Consider the following 15,320-nt stretch of genomic DNA (forward strand, 5'->3'; position numbering starts at 1 on the left):
CTTGTGGTGTCTAACCACCCCCAAAACCACGCCCCCCCCACCCGCGCCCCCCCCCCCCCCCGCTCCCACAGTTTTGACTGAGTACAACTTTCATAACCTCACAATTCTGCTTCTCTGTGGGAGCTGGCTTGCCTGCGATGCAGGCACCTGGGTACCTCAGGCAAACCGAGTTGGTGCCATCGCAGGCAAGCCAGCTCCCACACGTGCTTCGTGTTAAACCCGAAACTGGCGCAACAACCCACCCAGCTGTTCACTCAACCCACGCAATTGCGCGCTCGCCACACTCGACTGCTCTGCCGCCAACGCCGTGCTATGCGACAACCCCGCAGCCTGGGTGACATTCTGATTGATGTCTTCCACCACATGCGCCTGTTGCAACGTGGCGCTGGCAATCGATGCATTCAGCCCATTGAGGTTACGCAATGCCTGGCCGATAGCGTTGAGGCTCTCACCCGCCTGGCCCGCTTGTTCGATGGTTAATTGCGAGGCGCTGTGGCTGTCGCTGATTACCTTCACCGCCGCTTCCGAATGACCCTGCAAACGCTCGATCATCACCTGAATTTCAGCGGTCGATTTTTGCGTACGCTGCGCCAGCAGCCGCACTTCATCGGCCACCACCGCAAACCCCCGGCCTTGCTCACCGGCGCGCGCCGCTTCAATGGCGGCGTTGAGGGCCAGCAGGTTGGTCTGGTCGGCGATCGAGCGGATCACTTCCAGCACGCCGCCAATCTGCGTGCTTTCGCTGGACAGGGTGCGGATCACGTCCACGGCCTGGCTGATCGTGCTGGAGAGCCTGTCGATCTGCTGCAAGCTGCTGTCGATGTTCACTTGGCCCTGCTGCGCCTGAGCTTGGGCGTCGCGCATTTCGCTGGCGGCGTGCTCGGCATTTTTCGCCACGTCCTGCACACCATAGGTCACCTCGTTGATGGCCGTGGCAACCAGTTCCATCTGCTCCGACTGCTGCTGGCTGCGGTTGTGCGCCTGGGTGGCGTTGTCTCCCATCTCGGTCGAGGACTGCCCCAGCGCGTTGGCGCACACTTGCAGCTGGCTGACCACTTGGCGCAGCTTGGCGGTGAAGCTGTTGAAATGCTCGGACAGTTGGGTCACCTCATCACGCCCATGGGTTTCGAGGCTGCGGGTCAGGTCGCTTTCACCGCTGGCGATATCGGCCATGGCGTTCACCGCCGCCTGCAACGGCCGCACGATGCTGCGCGCGATGAGCACCACCAGCAGGGCCATAACCATGGCAATGACGAGCCCCATCAGCGAGGCCTTCCACACCTGGCCGTTGAACTCGGCCTGCACGTCGTCCACGTACACCCCGGAGCCGATAATCCAGCCCCACGGCTCGAACAGTTGGATATAGGAGGTTTTTTCCACCGGCGCCTGCGCACCGGGTTTCGGCCAGCGGTAGTTGACGATGCCGGCGCCCTTGGCCTTGGCCAGGCTCACAAATTCGTTGAACACCGCAAACCCGTCCGGGTCTCGAATGGCCGAAAGGTTCTGGCCGTCGAGCTTGGGGTTGGCCGCGTGCATGATCATCACGGGGGTCAGGTCGTTGATCCAGAAATAGTCGTCGTGGTCATAGCGCAGGCCGCGTACGGCGCTCAAGGCCTGCTGTTGCGCGGCGTCGCGGGTCAGCACGCCGGTTTTTTCCAGGTGCTGGTAATAGTCGAGCACGCCGCTGGCGGTCTGCACCACGTGCTGGGTTTGCTGGCGCTTGGCCTGGTAGAGGTCGTCGTGGATCTGCTTGAGCATCAACAGCCCCAGTGTCAGCAGCATCAACACGGCGACTATCAGGATCAGCCACAACCGACGGCTGATCGACATGCTGCGCAAACTGTTCATCGTCCTGTCACTCCATGCTTTTTATAATTGTGGGTGCTGCTTCGACATTTCCGGCGCGTCTGATAGGCTTTCGGCCAGCGTGCGAAAAACCTGAGTACTGCCTGATTTTTCACGGAATTTTTGCAGTCCGGCATTGATCAATCGATGCCTGGCCTTCAGCGCGCCTTCGTCAGTGAACGACTAAAAAAGACTAACGAGGCATGCCACGCGCATGACCTTTGGGGGAAATATGGATTTGTGGACCGCCATACAGGCAGTGATTCTTGGCGTGGTAGAGGGTTTGACGGAGTTTTTGCCGATCTCCAGCACCGGGCACCAGATTATCGTCGCCGACTTGATCGGCTTCGGCGGCGAGCGCTTTGAAGCGTTCAACATCATCATTCAATTGGGCGCGATCCTGGCCGTGGTCTGGGAGTTTCGGCGCAAGATCCTCGACGTGGTCATCGGCTTGCCAACCCAGCGCACCTCGCAACGCTTCACCGTCAACCTGATCATTGCCGTGATGCCGGCCGTGGTGTTGGGGGTGATTTTTGCCGACCTGATCAAGCACTACCTGTTCAACCCGATCACCGTGGCCACGGCCCTGGTGGTGGGCGGCATCATTATGCTCTGGGCTGAACGTCGTCAACACGCAGTGCATGCTGAAACCGTGGACGAGATCACCTGGAAAGACGCGCTCAAGGTCGGTATTGCTCAATGCCTGGCGATGATTCCGGGCACCTCGCGTTCGGGCGCGACCATTATTGGCGGCCTGTTGTTCGGCCTGTCGCGTAAAACCGCCACCGAGTTTTCGTTCTTCCTGGCCATGCCGACCATGGTCGGTGCAGCGCTGTATTCGGGCTACAAATACCGTCACCTGTTCCAGCCGGATGACCTGCCGGTATTTGCCATCGGTTTTGTCACCTCGTTCATCTTCGCGATGATCGCGGTCAAGGCCTTGCTCAAATTCATCGCCAGCCACAGCTACGCAGCGTTTGCCTGGTACCGCATCGCGTTTGGCCTGGTGATTTTGGCGACCTGGCAGTTCGGCTGGATCGACTGGTCGGCGGTCAAGCCTTGAACATCCAGCACCCGCGTCTGAAAGCGCTGATCTTTGTGCTGCTGTGCGCGGCGCCGCTGCTGGGTTCGGCGTTGTTGTGGCATCGCGGTGAGACGGTCATACCGCTAGTGGCGTACGGCGTGGTCAGCGTGGTGGCGTTTGTGCTGTACTGGCACGACAAGCACAAGGCGCAAACCGAAGGCCGGCGCACGCCGGAAAACATCCTGCACGCCGTGGAGCTGGCCGGTGGTTGGCCGGGGGCGCTGATCGCCCAGCAAGTGTTCCGTCACAAGACGCGCAAGGTGTCTTATCAGGTGCTGTTCTGGGTGATCGTGCTGCTGCACCAGGTGTTTTGGCTGGACCAGCTGTTCCTCGGCGGCACGCTGCTTTCAATCCTCTAGACGCAAGCCGATCTGCGTGCGCTTGGGCAGTTTGCTCACCACCAACTGATGGGAGCGCTGCAACAAGCCACGCAGTTCTTCGGCGCCCAGCGGGTAGGGCGTGTTCATGATGATCCACTGCGCCCTCGCCAGATACGGCGCCGGGTGGATGCCGGGGCGGTCGACATGGCCCAGAAACAATTCCTTGTCGACTTTAAAGGCCAACGATTCGCCACGCAGGTTTTGCAGGGCAAACATCTTGTTGCCGGCAATCGAGAACACGCGCACACCGCCCCATTTGTAGTCTTCCCGCGCGCCGGGCAGGCTCAGGCAGAACGCGGCGACTTGCGCTTCGGTCATGTTCATAGCAAACGGTCCCCACAGCCTTTAAAGCCTTCTTCCAGGTAATCGATCCAGGCCCGAATAGCTGGCGAAACGCCGCGCCGATGCGGGTAAACCGCCTGCAGCCAACCGCCGGGCAGTGACCATTGCGGCAGTAATCGCACCAATTGGCCGCTGGCCAGTTCCGCTTCGCAATACATCATCGGCAGTACGGTGAAGCCCAGCCCCTGAATGGCGCAGAATTTGCGCACGATGAAATCCTCGATGCCCAGGCGTGCCTCCATGGCCAATTCCTCAATAGTGCCCTGTGTGTCTATCAGGCGCAGATGCACCAGGCGGTCGGCGTCCAATGCGCCCAACAGCGGCAGTTGCTTGAGGTCGTCGACGGAGTTGATCTGCCGACCCTGCATGAACTCGGGGCTGGCGACCAGGATGGTCTGGGCCTGGCGCAAGCGCTTGGTCACCAACAGCGGGTCTTCGTCCCCCAGCTCGCGAACGCGCAGGGCGACGTCTATACCTTCGGCGACCAGGTCTACGCGGCGGTTGACCAGGGTCATATCGAGTTGCACATGCGGGTGCGCGGCGAGGAAGCCTGCGACAATCCCCGGCATCATGTGCTGCGCCATGCCCACCGGGCAGCTGACCCGCAGCCGCCCACGAGGTTCGCTGGACATGCTGGCCACGGCCTCATCGGCCATCTCCGCTTCCAGCAGCATTGCCTGGCAATGGCGCAGGTAGCGCTCACCGACGGCGGTGAGGGTCAATTGCCGGGTCGTGCGTTGCAGCAAGCGGGCGCCGAGGCGCTCTTCAAGCTCGGCAATGCGTCGAGACAGGCGTGATTTGGGTATTCCGAGCATCCGTCCGGCCGCCGCGAAACCGCCTGCTTCCACGACTTTGGCGAAATAGTAGAGGTCGTTAAGGTCTTGCATGGTCTGCCTACTGTCCTGTTTATAGGACAAACTATCGCAATTTCGCCCTCTAATCGACTATTGGTTTCATCTGTAGGATCAACCTCACTTGATCGCCACGTCGCGATCCTCATTTGGAGATCCCGCATGAAACTGTTGCATATCGATTCCAGCATCCTCGGCGACAACTCGGCTTCCCGCGCGCTCAGCGCCGGTGTGGTCAAGGCCTGGCAAGCGGCTCAGCCAGGTGTGGAAGTGACTTACCGTGACCTGGCGAGCGAAGGCATCAGCCACTTTTCCGGCTTGACCCTGGGTGCTTTGGGCACCGCGGCCGAATTGCGTGACGCTGTACAACAGCATGAAGCTGAGCTGAGCGCTTCGTCGCTGGCCGAATTCATCGCTGCCGACGCCGTGGTGATCGGCGCGCCGATGTACAACTTCTCGGTGCCTTCCCAGTTGAAGGCCTGGATCGACCGCATCGCGGTCGCCGGCCAAACCTTCCGTTATTCGGAGGCGGGCGCTGAAGGCCTGTGCGGCGGCAAAAAACTGATCATCGTGTCCACCGCAGGTGGCCTGCATGCTGGCCAGCCGAGCAATGTGGGTCACGAAGAGTACTTGAAGCTGGTGTTTGGCTTCCTTGGCATCACTGACATCGAATTCGTCCGCGCCCAGGGCCTGGCCTATGGTGAGGAGTTCCGCGCCAAGGCCCTGAGCGACGCCAACGTAGTGATCAGCGAACAATTGTTCGCCGCCGCGTAAGGCTTGTGTAAATTTGGCCTGTGCCCGGTTTCAATCTGAAACAGGGCGCCTAAACTCTGTATTCTGATCGCCTCAAAACGACCGGAATACGGAGTTTTTTCGTTTGCCCGCTGTCTTTACTTTGGCCCAGGTTATGCACGCATGGGTATATCACCCGGTGCGAGCGCCTTGAACCATGGACTTTTCAACTAGACATGCCGCGGATGTTGAACGTAGCTGCGCAGCAAAGGTGGACATCCCCATGATGCGTCTTTGTGCTGTTTTGGTTCTTTCCTTGCTCGGTGGCCTGATTTCAGTGCAAGCCGCCCCCGCGCCGCACCCGCATTGGAGTGTGGGCTTTCATCGCATGACATTCCTCGACCCGCTGGATTCGCAGCCGATGAACGCCATCGCGTTTTACCCCTCCACTGACGATGAGCACTCGACGCAGTTGGGCCCTTACCATGTCGCGGCCACTCAAGACGCCAAAGTCGCCATGGGGCGTTTTCCGATGTTGATGCTGTCCCACGGCAACACGGGCACTCCATTGGCCCTGCACGACCTGGCCACGTCCCTGGCACGCAAGGGTTTCGTGGTGGTGGCCGTGCTCCATCCTGGCGACAACTATAAGGATCACAGCCGCCTGGGCACCGTGAGCAACTTGTATGGGCGGCCTATACAGATTTCCGAAGCGATCACCGCCACCCTCGGCGATCCGATGCTGTCGCCGTTCGTCAACGTTGATCAAGTGGGCGTGATCGGCTATTCGGCCGGCGGCGAAACCGCGTTGATCCTGGCCGGTGCCAAACCTGACTTTGACCGCCTGCGCCGGTATTGCCAGGAACGCCCGGAAGACCGAGATGCCTGCACCACCAAAGGCGAGCTGGTGGTCGACCGTGACGACCTGCAACCGCACGCCGACCCGCGCATTCATGCGTTGATGCTGATGGCCCCGCTGAGCTTGATGTTCGGCCGCCACACTCTCGCCGATGTGCACGTGCCCGTGCTGCTCTACAGCGGCGATGGCGACCAACTGGTGGCCGTGGACAAGAATGCCGCCGCCCTGGCGCGCAAGCTGCCCGAACCTCCGGATTTCAAACTGCTGGCCGGGGCGGGGCACTTTGTGTTCATGGCGCCGTGCGACAGTGATCAATTGGCCGCCATGCCGGCCGTGTGCACGGATGCCGACGGGGTTGACCGCGAAGGCATTCACCGCGACCTGATTTCAGCCGCGGGGCGCTTCTTCTTCCATACCCTGGACCTGTCGACTCGGGCTGGCTTGCAGACGGCTGATCAATAAGCGCGGCGTTTGAGCATCACGGTCAGGCCCAGCGCCGCGACTGACAGCAGCGCCGCACAAAAGAAGATCCAGCCGTAGCCGAGGTTCAGCGCGACGGCGCCCATCAATGGCCCGGCAATCGCCAGGGCCAGATCAAAAAACACCGCGTAAGCACTCAACCCTGCGCCCCGGCTGCTGTTGGGCACCTGTTTGATGGCTTCCACGCCCAGCGCCGGGTACACCAGCGACAAGCCAAAACCGGTCAGCCCGGCGCCGATCAAGGCGACCCCGGTTGTAGGCGCCAGCCACAGCAGGGTCAGGCCCAGGGCTTCGATGGTCATGCAGGCAATCGCCGCACTGAACCCGCCAAAGCGGCTGATGGCCGAGATAAACACCAGTCGCGAGAGGATAAAGCACAGGCCAAAGACCGTGAGGCAGTAGGCCGCGCCGGTCCAGCCACGATTGAGGTAGTACAGGGTAATAAAGGTGGTAAGCGTGCCGTAGCCGATTGACGCCAGGCACAGGCTGGCGCCAAACGGTGCGATGCGCCCGAACACGTTCCAGAACGGCAGGCGCTCGCCGCGCACCACGGGTACCGAGGGTTTGTTGCGGATCAACACCAACCCCAGCGCCGCCAATACCGACAATGCGAGACCAAGGCTGATGTAGCCGTATTCGGCGACCATCACCACGCCCAGCGGCGCGCCAATTGCGATGGCGCCGTAGGAGGCGATGCCATTCCAGGAAATCGAACGCGCGGTGTGTTCGGTGCCGACGGCGTCCATGCACCAACTGATGGTGCCCACGCCGATGAGGCCCTGGGCCACGCCGAGCAACAGCCGGCCAACGATCAGAATGCCGAGGCTCAAGGCGGGCATGCTCTCGACCAGGGTGGCAAAAAACGTCAGCACGCCGCTGACCAGAATCCCGGCAAGGCCCAACACAATCGCGCGCTTGGTGCCGACGTTGTCCGACATGCGCCCGGCCATAGGACGGCTGAGCAGGGTGGCCAGGTACTGCGAGCCGATGGTCACCCCGGCCACTACGGCACTGAAGCCCAGTTGCTCGTGGACATAGCCCGGGATGACCGCGATCGGCAGGCCGATGCAGATAAAGGCAATGAAGGTGTAGAAGACGATGGAGACGATCTGCAGGGTGACCGACAGTGAGGTGGGGGCGGCGGCAGGCATGGGAACTCGTTCGCGGGCGGGCGGTGAGGGCATGATGGCAAGGGTGCGGGGGAAAGGAAAGCAGGCTAACTACTTTCTTGGGTGACGTTGATTCTTGTGGCGAGCAGGCCTGTTGTGGCGAGCAGGCTTGCCCTGCGTTGGGCTGCGCAGCAGCCCCAATAAAAAACACCGCGTTCTGCCTGGCAGAGCGCGGTGTTTGATTTTAGGGCCGCTGCGCAGCCCAACGCAGGGCAAGCCTGCTCGCCACAACAAGCGTGCTCAGCACAGGGGGTGGGTTCGTTAGAACACCACGCCTTGGCTGCGCAGGTAGTCGTCGTAGGTGCCGCTGAAGTCGATCACGCCGCTAGGGCTCAGCTCGATGATGCGGGTGGCCAGGGACGATACGAACTCACGGTCGTGGCTGACGAAAATCAGCGTGCCCGGGTAGTTTTCCAGCGCCAGGTTCAGTGCTTCGATGGATTCCATGTCCAAGTGGTTGGTCGGTTCGTCCATGATCAGCACGTTCGGCTTTTGCAGGATCAGCTTGCCGAACAGCATGCGGCCTTGCTCGCCACCGGAAATGACCTTGACCGACTTGAGGATCTCGTCGTTGGAGAACAGCATGCGGCCCAATGTGCCACGGATGACTTGCTCGCCCTGGGTCCACTGGCCCATCCAGTCGAACAGGCTCATGTCGTCTTCGAAGTCGGACGCGTGGTCCTGGGCGTAGTAGCCCAACTCGGCGGCGTCGGTCCACTTGATGCTGCCGGCGTCCGGGGTCAGTTCGTTGACCAGGGTGCGCAGCAGGGTGGTTTTACCAATACCGTTCGGGCCGATGATCGCCACGCGCTCGCCGGCTTCAACCTGGAAGCTGAAGTCCTTGAACAGCGGCTTGCCGTCGAAGCCTTTGGCCATGCGATCGACAATGACCGCCTGACGGTGCAGCTTTTTGTTTTGTTCGAAACGGATGAACGGGCTCACGCGGCTCGAAGGCTTGACTTCGGCCAACTGGATCTTGTCGATTGCCTTGGCGCGGGAGGTGGCCTGCTTGGCTTTCGAGGCGTTGGCCGAGAAGCGGCTGACGAAGGATTGCAGCTCGGAGATCTGCGCTTTTTTCTTGGCGTTGTCCGACAGCAGTTGCTCGCGGGACTGGGTCGCCACGGTCATGTACTCGTCGTAGTTGCCCGGGAACAGGCGCAGCTCGCCGTAGTCCAGGTCAGCCATGTGGGTGCACACGCTGTTCAGGAAGTGACGGTCGTGAGAGATGATGATCATCAGGCTCGAACGCTGGGTCAGGATGTTTTCCAGCCAGCGGATGGTGTTGATGTCCAAGTGGTTGGTCGGTTCGTCGAGCAACAGCACTTCCGGGTCGGAGAACAGCGCCTGAGCCAGCAATACGCGCAGTTTCCAGCCTGGGGACACTTCGCTCATCGGGCCAAAGTGCTGTTCCAGGGGAATACCCAGGCCCAGCAGCAGTTCGCCGGCGCGGGATTCGGCGGTGTAGCCGTCCATCTCGGCGAATTCGGTTTCCAGCTCGGCCACGGCCATGCCGTCGTCTTCGCTCATTTCCGGCAGCGAGTAGATACGGTCGCGCTCGGCCTTGACCTTCCACAGCTCCTCGTGGCCCATGATCACGGTGTCGAGCACGGTGAATTCTTCGTAGGCGAACTGGTCCTGACGCAGTTTACCCAGGCGTACGTTCGGCTCCAGCATGACCTGGCCGCCGGACGGATCGAGGTCGCCGCCGAGGATTTTCATGAAGGTCGACTTGCCGCAACCGTTGGCACCGATCAAACCATAACGGTTGCCGGCGCCGAACTTGACCGAGACGTTCTCGAAGAGCGGCTTGGCGCCGAACTGCATGGTGATGTTAGCTGTGGAGATCAATTACTTTACCTATCAATGGGTTGCGAGCGTGGCGGCAGGAGCCTTCAGGCATGCGTCAACAGCGACATCAAGGCGCGAAACCCGGTCGCTGAGCAGAATATTTTGGATGTGTGTTGGAATTTGGCGCGCATTGTCGCATATGTCAGGCGACAGTTGTAATGCGTGCGAACGATGGTTTTTGCAGGGTCTCGGGCATTGCCAGCCAGAACAGTGCCAAGGCTGCAGCGGCCACACCCGCCAGGGTCAGGAATGCGGCGTTGTAGCCAGCCTGTTGCACCACAAAACCCGCCAGGCTGCTGCTTAACGCCGCGCCCAGGCCGAAGACCGTAGACAGCGCCCCCAGGCTGACGTTGAAGCGCCCGGTGCCTTGGGTCAGGTCCTTGACGATCACCGGGAACAGCGTGCCAAAAATCCCCGCGCCAATGCCATCGAGCATTTGCACCGCCACGAGCCAATAAGGGTCACTGGACAAGGTGTACAGCACGCCGCGCAGCGGCAGAATCATGAAACCCGCCAACAGCAGCGGTTTGCGCCCCCACACATCGGCCTTGAGCCCCACCAGCCAGGCCATCGGCACCATCACCAACTGCGCGGCGACGATGCACGCGGAGGTCAGCGGTGTAGCCATCTGCAGGTTGATCTGCGCCAGTTTCTGGCTGACCAGCGGCAGCATGGCGGCGTTGGCCAGGTGAAACAGCGCGCAACAGACGGCGAACATCAGCAACGGGCGGTTAGCCAGCAACACCTTCACGCCGGACGGTTGTTCATGATCGCCGCTGTGCGCCGGGTCAAAACCCCGGGCCACGTCGTGGTCGATTGCCGACGCCGGCACACAACTGATCGCCACAACGCTGGCCACTGCCATAAAGGCCATCAGGTAAAACACCACCACTGGGCCATACAAATACGCCAGGCCGCCTGCGAGCACGGCGGCCACGGCGTTGCCTGCGTGGTTGAAGGTCTCGTTGCGCCCGGTTCGGCGCGTGAACGCGCGAGGCCCGGTAATCCCCAGGGAGATGGCCGAAATGGCCGGGGCAAACACGGACGCGGCGACCGCGCTGGCCGCCTGGGTCAACGCCACCCAACTGAATGAACTGACAAACGGCAACAGCAAGCAACTGAGTGTGACCAGAATCGCGGCAGTCGCCACGACTGCGCGTTTGCTGCGGGTGCGATCAATCAGCGCGCCTGCCGGGCCCTGAGTGAGCAGGGCGGCAATGCCGGCCAGGGTCATGACCACGCCGATGCTGGCCGGGTCCCATTTGTGCACGGCCAACAGGTAGATCGCCAGGTACGGCCCGAGCCCGTCGCGTACGTCCGCCAGGAAAAAGTTGAGGCTGTCCAGTGACAGGGTGCTGCGCAGGTCGGAGTGATGAGCCACGGCAATGTCTTCAAAAGCAGCGTTCAGGGGCTGAACACGTATGGGTTTAGTGACCTGTGGGGTTTGCCATAAGTTTCCGAATGCCGAGGGTTTCACCCGTCAGGTATTTGGTTTATTTTTCGGTTTCCGCTGTACTGACGCTCTGGAGACGCAATGGATATGCCCTCAGCTGAACAGGCTATTACCAGCAACAAGGACGCCTGGGACGCATCTGCCCATCTGCACAAAGGCACCGCAACCTGGAATACGCTGCTGAAATCGGTCGCTGACGCCGAATTCTCCTGTCTCGATGCGACCCTCACGGGTCTCCTGGAAAGCGTCGGCATCGCCGGCAAGGACGTGGTGCAACTGTGCTGCAACAACGGCCGTGAAAGCCTGTCGTTGTTCAGCCTCGGTGCCCGCTCTGTGGTGGGTGTCGATCAATCCGGCGCCTTCTTGCAGCAAGCACGTGAACTGGCAGAGGCTTCGCCTTACGGCCCTGAATTTGTAGAAACCGATATCCATCACTTGCCCGAGCGCTTGCTCGGCCGGTTTGACGTGGCTCTGGTGACAATTGGTGCAATGAACTGGATGCCGGATGTGGCGCTGTTTATGCGTCATGTGGCCAGTACCCTGAAGCCCGGCGGCACTCTGGTCATTTACGAAACTCATCCGTTCCTGGAGATGTTTGATCCCCTGGCTGCCAACCCGATGCTGCCCGCCAGTTCGTATTTTCAGCGCGATCCCTTCGTGCTGCAGTCCTCCATTGTTTACGAAGGGCAGGCCGAGGAGGCCGGGCCGACATCCTATTGGTACGTGCACACCCTTGGAAGTGTGGTCAGTGGGGCAATTGCTGCGCAGCTGCGCATCACGCATTTGCAGGAGTACCCACATTCCAACCGCGAAGAGCTCTACGACAAATACGAGCACCAACCCGCACAGCTGCCGTTGTGCTTCACGTTGACCGCGACCAAGGCACACGCCTGAAGCACTTTCCCGCGCGCAAAAAAAAGCCCGCGAGGAGAGGCGGGCCAAGTGATTCACTGGAGTAGGTAGGCCTCACCCTATAGGCCGAGAAGTGAAGAGGGCGTGAAAATCGTGTCGCAAGTTCGGATGCGATCCAGCTCAGGCCCTGCGCACAAACGTGCGCATGGTTTGCCCGGGGCCGGTGCTGAAGACGCTTGGCCGCGGCATGCCTTCATCTGCCGCAATAAACACAAAATTCTGCGCATCCAGGTAATAGCTGGCGGGCAAGGGCTTGCCCGCGTCATCGCCGATGGAATCCACCCAGGTAATGCTTTTGGGGGTGGTGGCACTGTCCAGAACAAACCGTCCTGCGAGCAACACATCGCCAGTGACGGTGGTCACCTCGAATCGGTCATCTGTGATCGTGGTGATTGCCCCGGGCGCGCTATGCGCATCAATGGGGTTAAGCACGCCGCTGTCTTCCAGAGAGGTCTGCTCCCATGTGCCTTGAAGCGCCTGATAGTCGGGGTCAGAAAGCGTTTTCATGCAAATTCCTTATTGCTGAGCGGGGGCGAGGTGGCGTGTGCTGACTAAAAGCCAGCGAGAAAATTATCGCAATTGTAACAGTGGCCATGCAGAACCCATGCAATAGGACTTATTCCCTAGCTGACAGGGATTTGACTGTTGTGTGATGATGTACGCCCTGCACCACTTTGTGAATGCTCCTACACGCTCCATAGCATTCATCTGTCACTGACGTGAGGCAGAAACAATTTCCGAAAAGACGGACTTTTCGTTACGCCGACGGGTCGGATTTTGATCTGAAGATGTTCTCAGGGCGTTTTCCCTGATTTTTCAAGTCATTCATTCTCCACGGAGTAATGGCTTTTTAATGTTATTTCATAGGTGTTCTAATCTTGAATCGAACTTCACCACTCAACGTCTCTGCAACGCCTGATGAATTTGACTTGTTCGAGATATTTCATTCCATCTGGCGACAGAAAAAACTGGTAGTGGGCTGTACGATTCTGGCTGGACTGTTAGGCGCAAGTTACGCATTCCTGTCACCCAAAATTTATGAAGTCAGCAGTGTGCTCCGGCCGGCGGCAATCAACGAACTGGATGCCCTGAACCGTTCGGAGGTCTATAAATTGCCTCCGGCAGACGCGCTGGCGAAAGTGGGCACGCAGTTGGACTCCTACGACGTGCGCCTGGAGTTCTTCAAAAGCCACGAACAACTATTCAAGGCCTTTCAGAAGCCCGGACAAACCCTTGAGCAGAGTTTTGAAGAATTCAACCGAAACTCCGTCAACCTTGTGTTGCCCGACCCCAAACGCGCGGATTTGGCCAATAGCTACCTGCGTCTGGAGTTGCAATATCCCTCGGACATCGATGGGGTAGCCATTCTCAACGGGTTCGTCGATTACGCCATTGCCGCCGAGCGCGAGCAGGTGGGAGCGGACCTTAAGGTAATTGTTAACAACCGCCTGACTGAACTCAAAGGCAAGATCGACGCAGCTCGTGCCAACTACGACACGGAAAAAGAATCGAAAATCGCCAAGCTGCTTGAAGATGACAAAATCAAGCGCGCTCGCTTGCAGGACGAGCTCAACGGGCTGCGTCTGCAGATGAAAATGGAACGCGCGAACCGTTTAGCCGAGCTGGCTGAAGCGATCAGCATCGCCAAGTCCATGGGAATCAAGACGCCGACGACGCCATCTTCCATGGGCGATGCCGCGCGTCAAGGTGGCGGCCAGGTGATGCGTACCGAGGTCAACAACCAGAATATCCCTCTGTTTTTCCTCGGCACAGACACGCTGGAAGCTGAGCGTGCTGCATTGAAACAGCGTACCAGCGATGACTTCACCGACGGCCGCATTGCTGAAATTACCAAGGAACTTGAAATGCTGGAGACCAACCGTGAGGTTGAGACTCTGCAAAAACGTTCGAACGAGGATATTTTCCTGCGAGACGTCGAACCGTTGCGTGCCGAAATTGCCCGACTGCGCAGCCTAAACATTGATATGACTAACTTGAAGCTGGTCTCTATCGATCGTCGCGCTCAGGAGCCACTGTCTCCAATCAAGCCGAAAAAGTCTTTGATTCTGGCACTGAGCCTGGTCATCGGCTTGCTGCTCGGGATGTTTGTGGCGGTGGTTCGCCATCTTATTCTGACCCAAGGTGCCGCCAAGGCCACTGCGCCGGTGGTTTCTCGCGCTGAACGTCAAGACGACCCGCGGTCGCTGTAACAAAGCCCGTGGGCGTGCGCAATGCACGCCCACGTTGGGTGGAGTTGAACATGTGGACAGCTTTTCACAATTCTTAGTTAACCTTTGGTTACAAACTGTGGCTAAATAACTGCCAATGAGCTCTGACCGGATTGTCGCCAACCGGTTCAGGCGCCAACGTGTAACTGTGATTTCAGGCGCTGCTATTTCATCCTCGGCCGTTGTGGGCGCGCAGGAGCAGCCTGTTTTCTACTGACTTGTGACGAATACTTTGAAACTCATCATTGTTGCTCTCTACGTTGCTTCCATCGCGTATGTACACTTGCGTGGCCGGGTGCGACACAAGCTGGGCCGCCAGCTCAGCGATCACTCGACGTTCCTCGCGCCGATAAACTGCTTCCTTTATTTGTTCTCCCGGCAGCCAAGCCGCCCGTTCCTGTCGCCCAGCGATTTCCCTGACCTGAGCCCGTTGCAGGAGCATTGGCAGGAAATCCGCCAAGAGGCCCAGAACCTCATGCGCGCGGGCGAGATCAAGCGCTCTGACCAATACAACGACGTGGGTTTCAACTCGTTCTTCAAGTCGGGCTGGAAGCGTTTTTACCTCAAGTGGTACGGCGACAGTCATCCTTCCGCGACGAAACTATGCCCGCGCACCACTGAGCTGGTGCAAAGCATTGGCTCAATCAAGGCCGCCATGTTCGCCGAGCTGCCGCCGGGCTCCAGGCTTGTACGCCACCGCGACCCCTACGCGGGTTCTTACCGCTATCACTTGGGCCTGGATACCCCCAACGATCCTGGCTGCTATATCAATGTGGATGGCGAGAACTATTTCTGGCGCGACGGCGAGCCGGTGATCTTTGACGAGACGTACATCCATTACGCTGAAAACGCCACGCAGCAGAACCGCATCATTCTGTTTTGCGACATCGAGCGGCCAATGAAGTACCGCTGGGCGGCGGCGTTTAACCGTTGGTTCAGCCGTAACGTGATGGCGGCTGCGGGCTCGCCCAACGATGATGGGGATAAAACGGGCGGTTTGAACCGTGCCTTTACTCGCCTGTACAAGATTCGTCTGCGCGGCAAAGAGCTGAAAAAACGCAATCGCACGCGTTATTACCTGGAAAAGTGGGCGATTTTTGCCGGCTTGGCGCTGATCTTCATCCTGATCTGAAATGT

Annotated in this window: 14 protein-coding genes and 1 pseudogene; 7 read left to right on the forward strand and 8 right to left on the reverse strand. The window is 59.4% G+C overall.

The features are described 5' to 3' along the window. Window positions 1–213 precede the first annotated feature (213 nt). Window positions 214–1,002 carry a methyl-accepting chemotaxis protein gene (locus ACP7A2_RS21340; RefSeq protein WP_426135868.1) on the reverse strand — a complete coding sequence of 263 codons (789 nt, stop codon included), beginning with the start codon at window positions 1,000–1,002 and terminating at the stop codon, window positions 214–216. Between the two features lie 66 nt (window positions 1,003–1,068). Next, window positions 1,069–1,848 (reverse strand): annotated as a pseudogene (locus ACP7A2_RS21345) (cache domain-containing protein); the annotation flags it as partial. A 229-nt stretch (window positions 1,849–2,077) separates the two neighbouring features. Here ACP7A2_RS21345 and ACP7A2_RS21350 point away from each other — a divergent pair. Further along, window positions 2,078–2,908 (forward strand): undecaprenyl-diphosphate phosphatase, encoded by an 831-nt coding sequence (locus ACP7A2_RS21350; RefSeq protein ID WP_426135826.1) that lies wholly within the window; start codon window positions 2,078–2,080, stop codon window positions 2,906–2,908. After that, window positions 2,905–3,288: a DUF1294 domain-containing protein gene (locus ACP7A2_RS21355; protein WP_426135827.1), complete on the forward strand. Its 384-nt coding sequence runs from the start codon at window positions 2,905–2,907 to the stop codon at window positions 3,286–3,288. Before ACP7A2_RS21350 ends, ACP7A2_RS21355 begins: the two co-directional genes overlap by 4 nt. Here the strand turns inward: ACP7A2_RS21355 and ACP7A2_RS21360 are convergent. Next, window positions 3,277–3,627, reverse strand: coding sequence for an MmcQ/YjbR family DNA-binding protein (locus ACP7A2_RS21360; protein WP_426135869.1), 351 nt, complete (start codon window positions 3,625–3,627; stop codon window positions 3,277–3,279). The genes ACP7A2_RS21355 and ACP7A2_RS21360 overlap by 12 nt on opposite strands. A gap of 2 nt (window positions 3,628–3,629) precedes the next feature. Continuing rightward, a complete protein-coding gene (locus ACP7A2_RS21365; RefSeq protein ID WP_426135828.1) occupies window positions 3,630–4,538 on the reverse strand; it encodes a LysR substrate-binding domain-containing protein in 909 nt (302 codons plus the stop codon). 126 nt (window positions 4,539–4,664) lie between these two features. On the opposite strand from ACP7A2_RS21365, the gene ACP7A2_RS21370 reads away from it, so the two are divergent. Both ACP7A2_RS21370 and ACP7A2_RS21375 read left to right on the forward strand, forming a co-directional pair. Beyond that, complete coding sequence (locus ACP7A2_RS21370) at window positions 4,665–5,276, forward strand: FMN-dependent NADH-azoreductase (RefSeq protein ID WP_426135829.1); 612 nt, start codon at window positions 4,665–4,667, stop codon at window positions 5,274–5,276. 241 nt (window positions 5,277–5,517) lie between these two features. Continuing rightward, window positions 5,518–6,555, forward strand: coding sequence for an alpha/beta hydrolase family protein (locus ACP7A2_RS21375; RefSeq protein WP_426135830.1), 1,038 nt, complete (start codon window positions 5,518–5,520; stop codon window positions 6,553–6,555). Here ACP7A2_RS21375 and ACP7A2_RS21380 read toward each other — a convergent pair. The 3 genes from ACP7A2_RS21380 to ACP7A2_RS21390 form a co-directional block, all read right to left on the reverse strand. Beyond that, the gene (locus ACP7A2_RS21380; protein WP_426135831.1) at window positions 6,549–7,724 is read right to left on the reverse strand and encodes an MFS transporter; all 1,176 of its coding nucleotides are present in this window, start codon (window positions 7,722–7,724) and stop codon (window positions 6,549–6,551) included. The genes ACP7A2_RS21375 and ACP7A2_RS21380 overlap by 7 nt on opposite strands. A 279-nt stretch (window positions 7,725–8,003) precedes the next feature. Further along, window positions 8,004–9,590, reverse strand: a complete 1,587-nt coding sequence (locus ACP7A2_RS21385; protein WP_375070204.1) for an ABC-F family ATPase — start codon at window positions 9,588–9,590, stop codon at window positions 8,004–8,006. Between the two features lie 142 nt (window positions 9,591–9,732). Continuing rightward, on the reverse strand, window positions 9,733–10,971 hold the full coding sequence (locus ACP7A2_RS21390) for an MFS transporter (protein ID WP_426135832.1): 1,239 nt from the start codon (window positions 10,969–10,971) through the stop codon (window positions 9,733–9,735). A 153-nt stretch (window positions 10,972–11,124) separates the two neighbouring features. Here ACP7A2_RS21390 and ACP7A2_RS21395 point away from each other — a divergent pair, with 153 nt between their 5' ends. Further along, a complete protein-coding gene (locus tag ACP7A2_RS21395; RefSeq protein ID WP_426135833.1) occupies window positions 11,125–11,937 on the forward strand; it encodes a class I SAM-dependent methyltransferase in 813 nt (270 codons plus the stop codon). Between the two features lie 138 nt (window positions 11,938–12,075). On the opposite strand, the gene ACP7A2_RS21400 is transcribed toward ACP7A2_RS21395, so the two are convergent. Next, window positions 12,076–12,462 (reverse strand): TIGR03067 domain-containing protein, encoded by a 387-nt coding sequence (locus ACP7A2_RS21400; RefSeq protein ID WP_426135834.1) that lies wholly within the window; start codon window positions 12,460–12,462, stop codon window positions 12,076–12,078. Window positions 12,463–12,833: 371 nt separating this feature from the next. Here ACP7A2_RS21400 and ACP7A2_RS21405 point away from each other — a divergent pair, with 371 nt between their 5' ends. After that, window positions 12,834–14,165, forward strand: coding sequence for a Wzz/FepE/Etk N-terminal domain-containing protein (locus tag ACP7A2_RS21405; RefSeq protein ID WP_426135835.1), 1,332 nt, complete (start codon window positions 12,834–12,836; stop codon window positions 14,163–14,165). 250 nt (window positions 14,166–14,415) lie between these two features. Next, the gene (lpxO, locus tag ACP7A2_RS21410) at window positions 14,416–15,315 is read left to right on the forward strand and encodes a lipid A hydroxylase LpxO (RefSeq protein WP_426135836.1); all 900 of its coding nucleotides are present in this window, start codon (window positions 14,416–14,418) and stop codon (window positions 15,313–15,315) included. The last annotated feature ends 5 nt before the right edge of the window (window positions 15,316–15,320 follow it).

Source organism: Pseudomonas sp. PWP3-1b2 (genome assembly GCF_049896045.1).
Lineage (GTDB): Bacteria > Pseudomonadota > Gammaproteobacteria > Pseudomonadales > Pseudomonadaceae > Aquipseudomonas > Aquipseudomonas antarctica_B.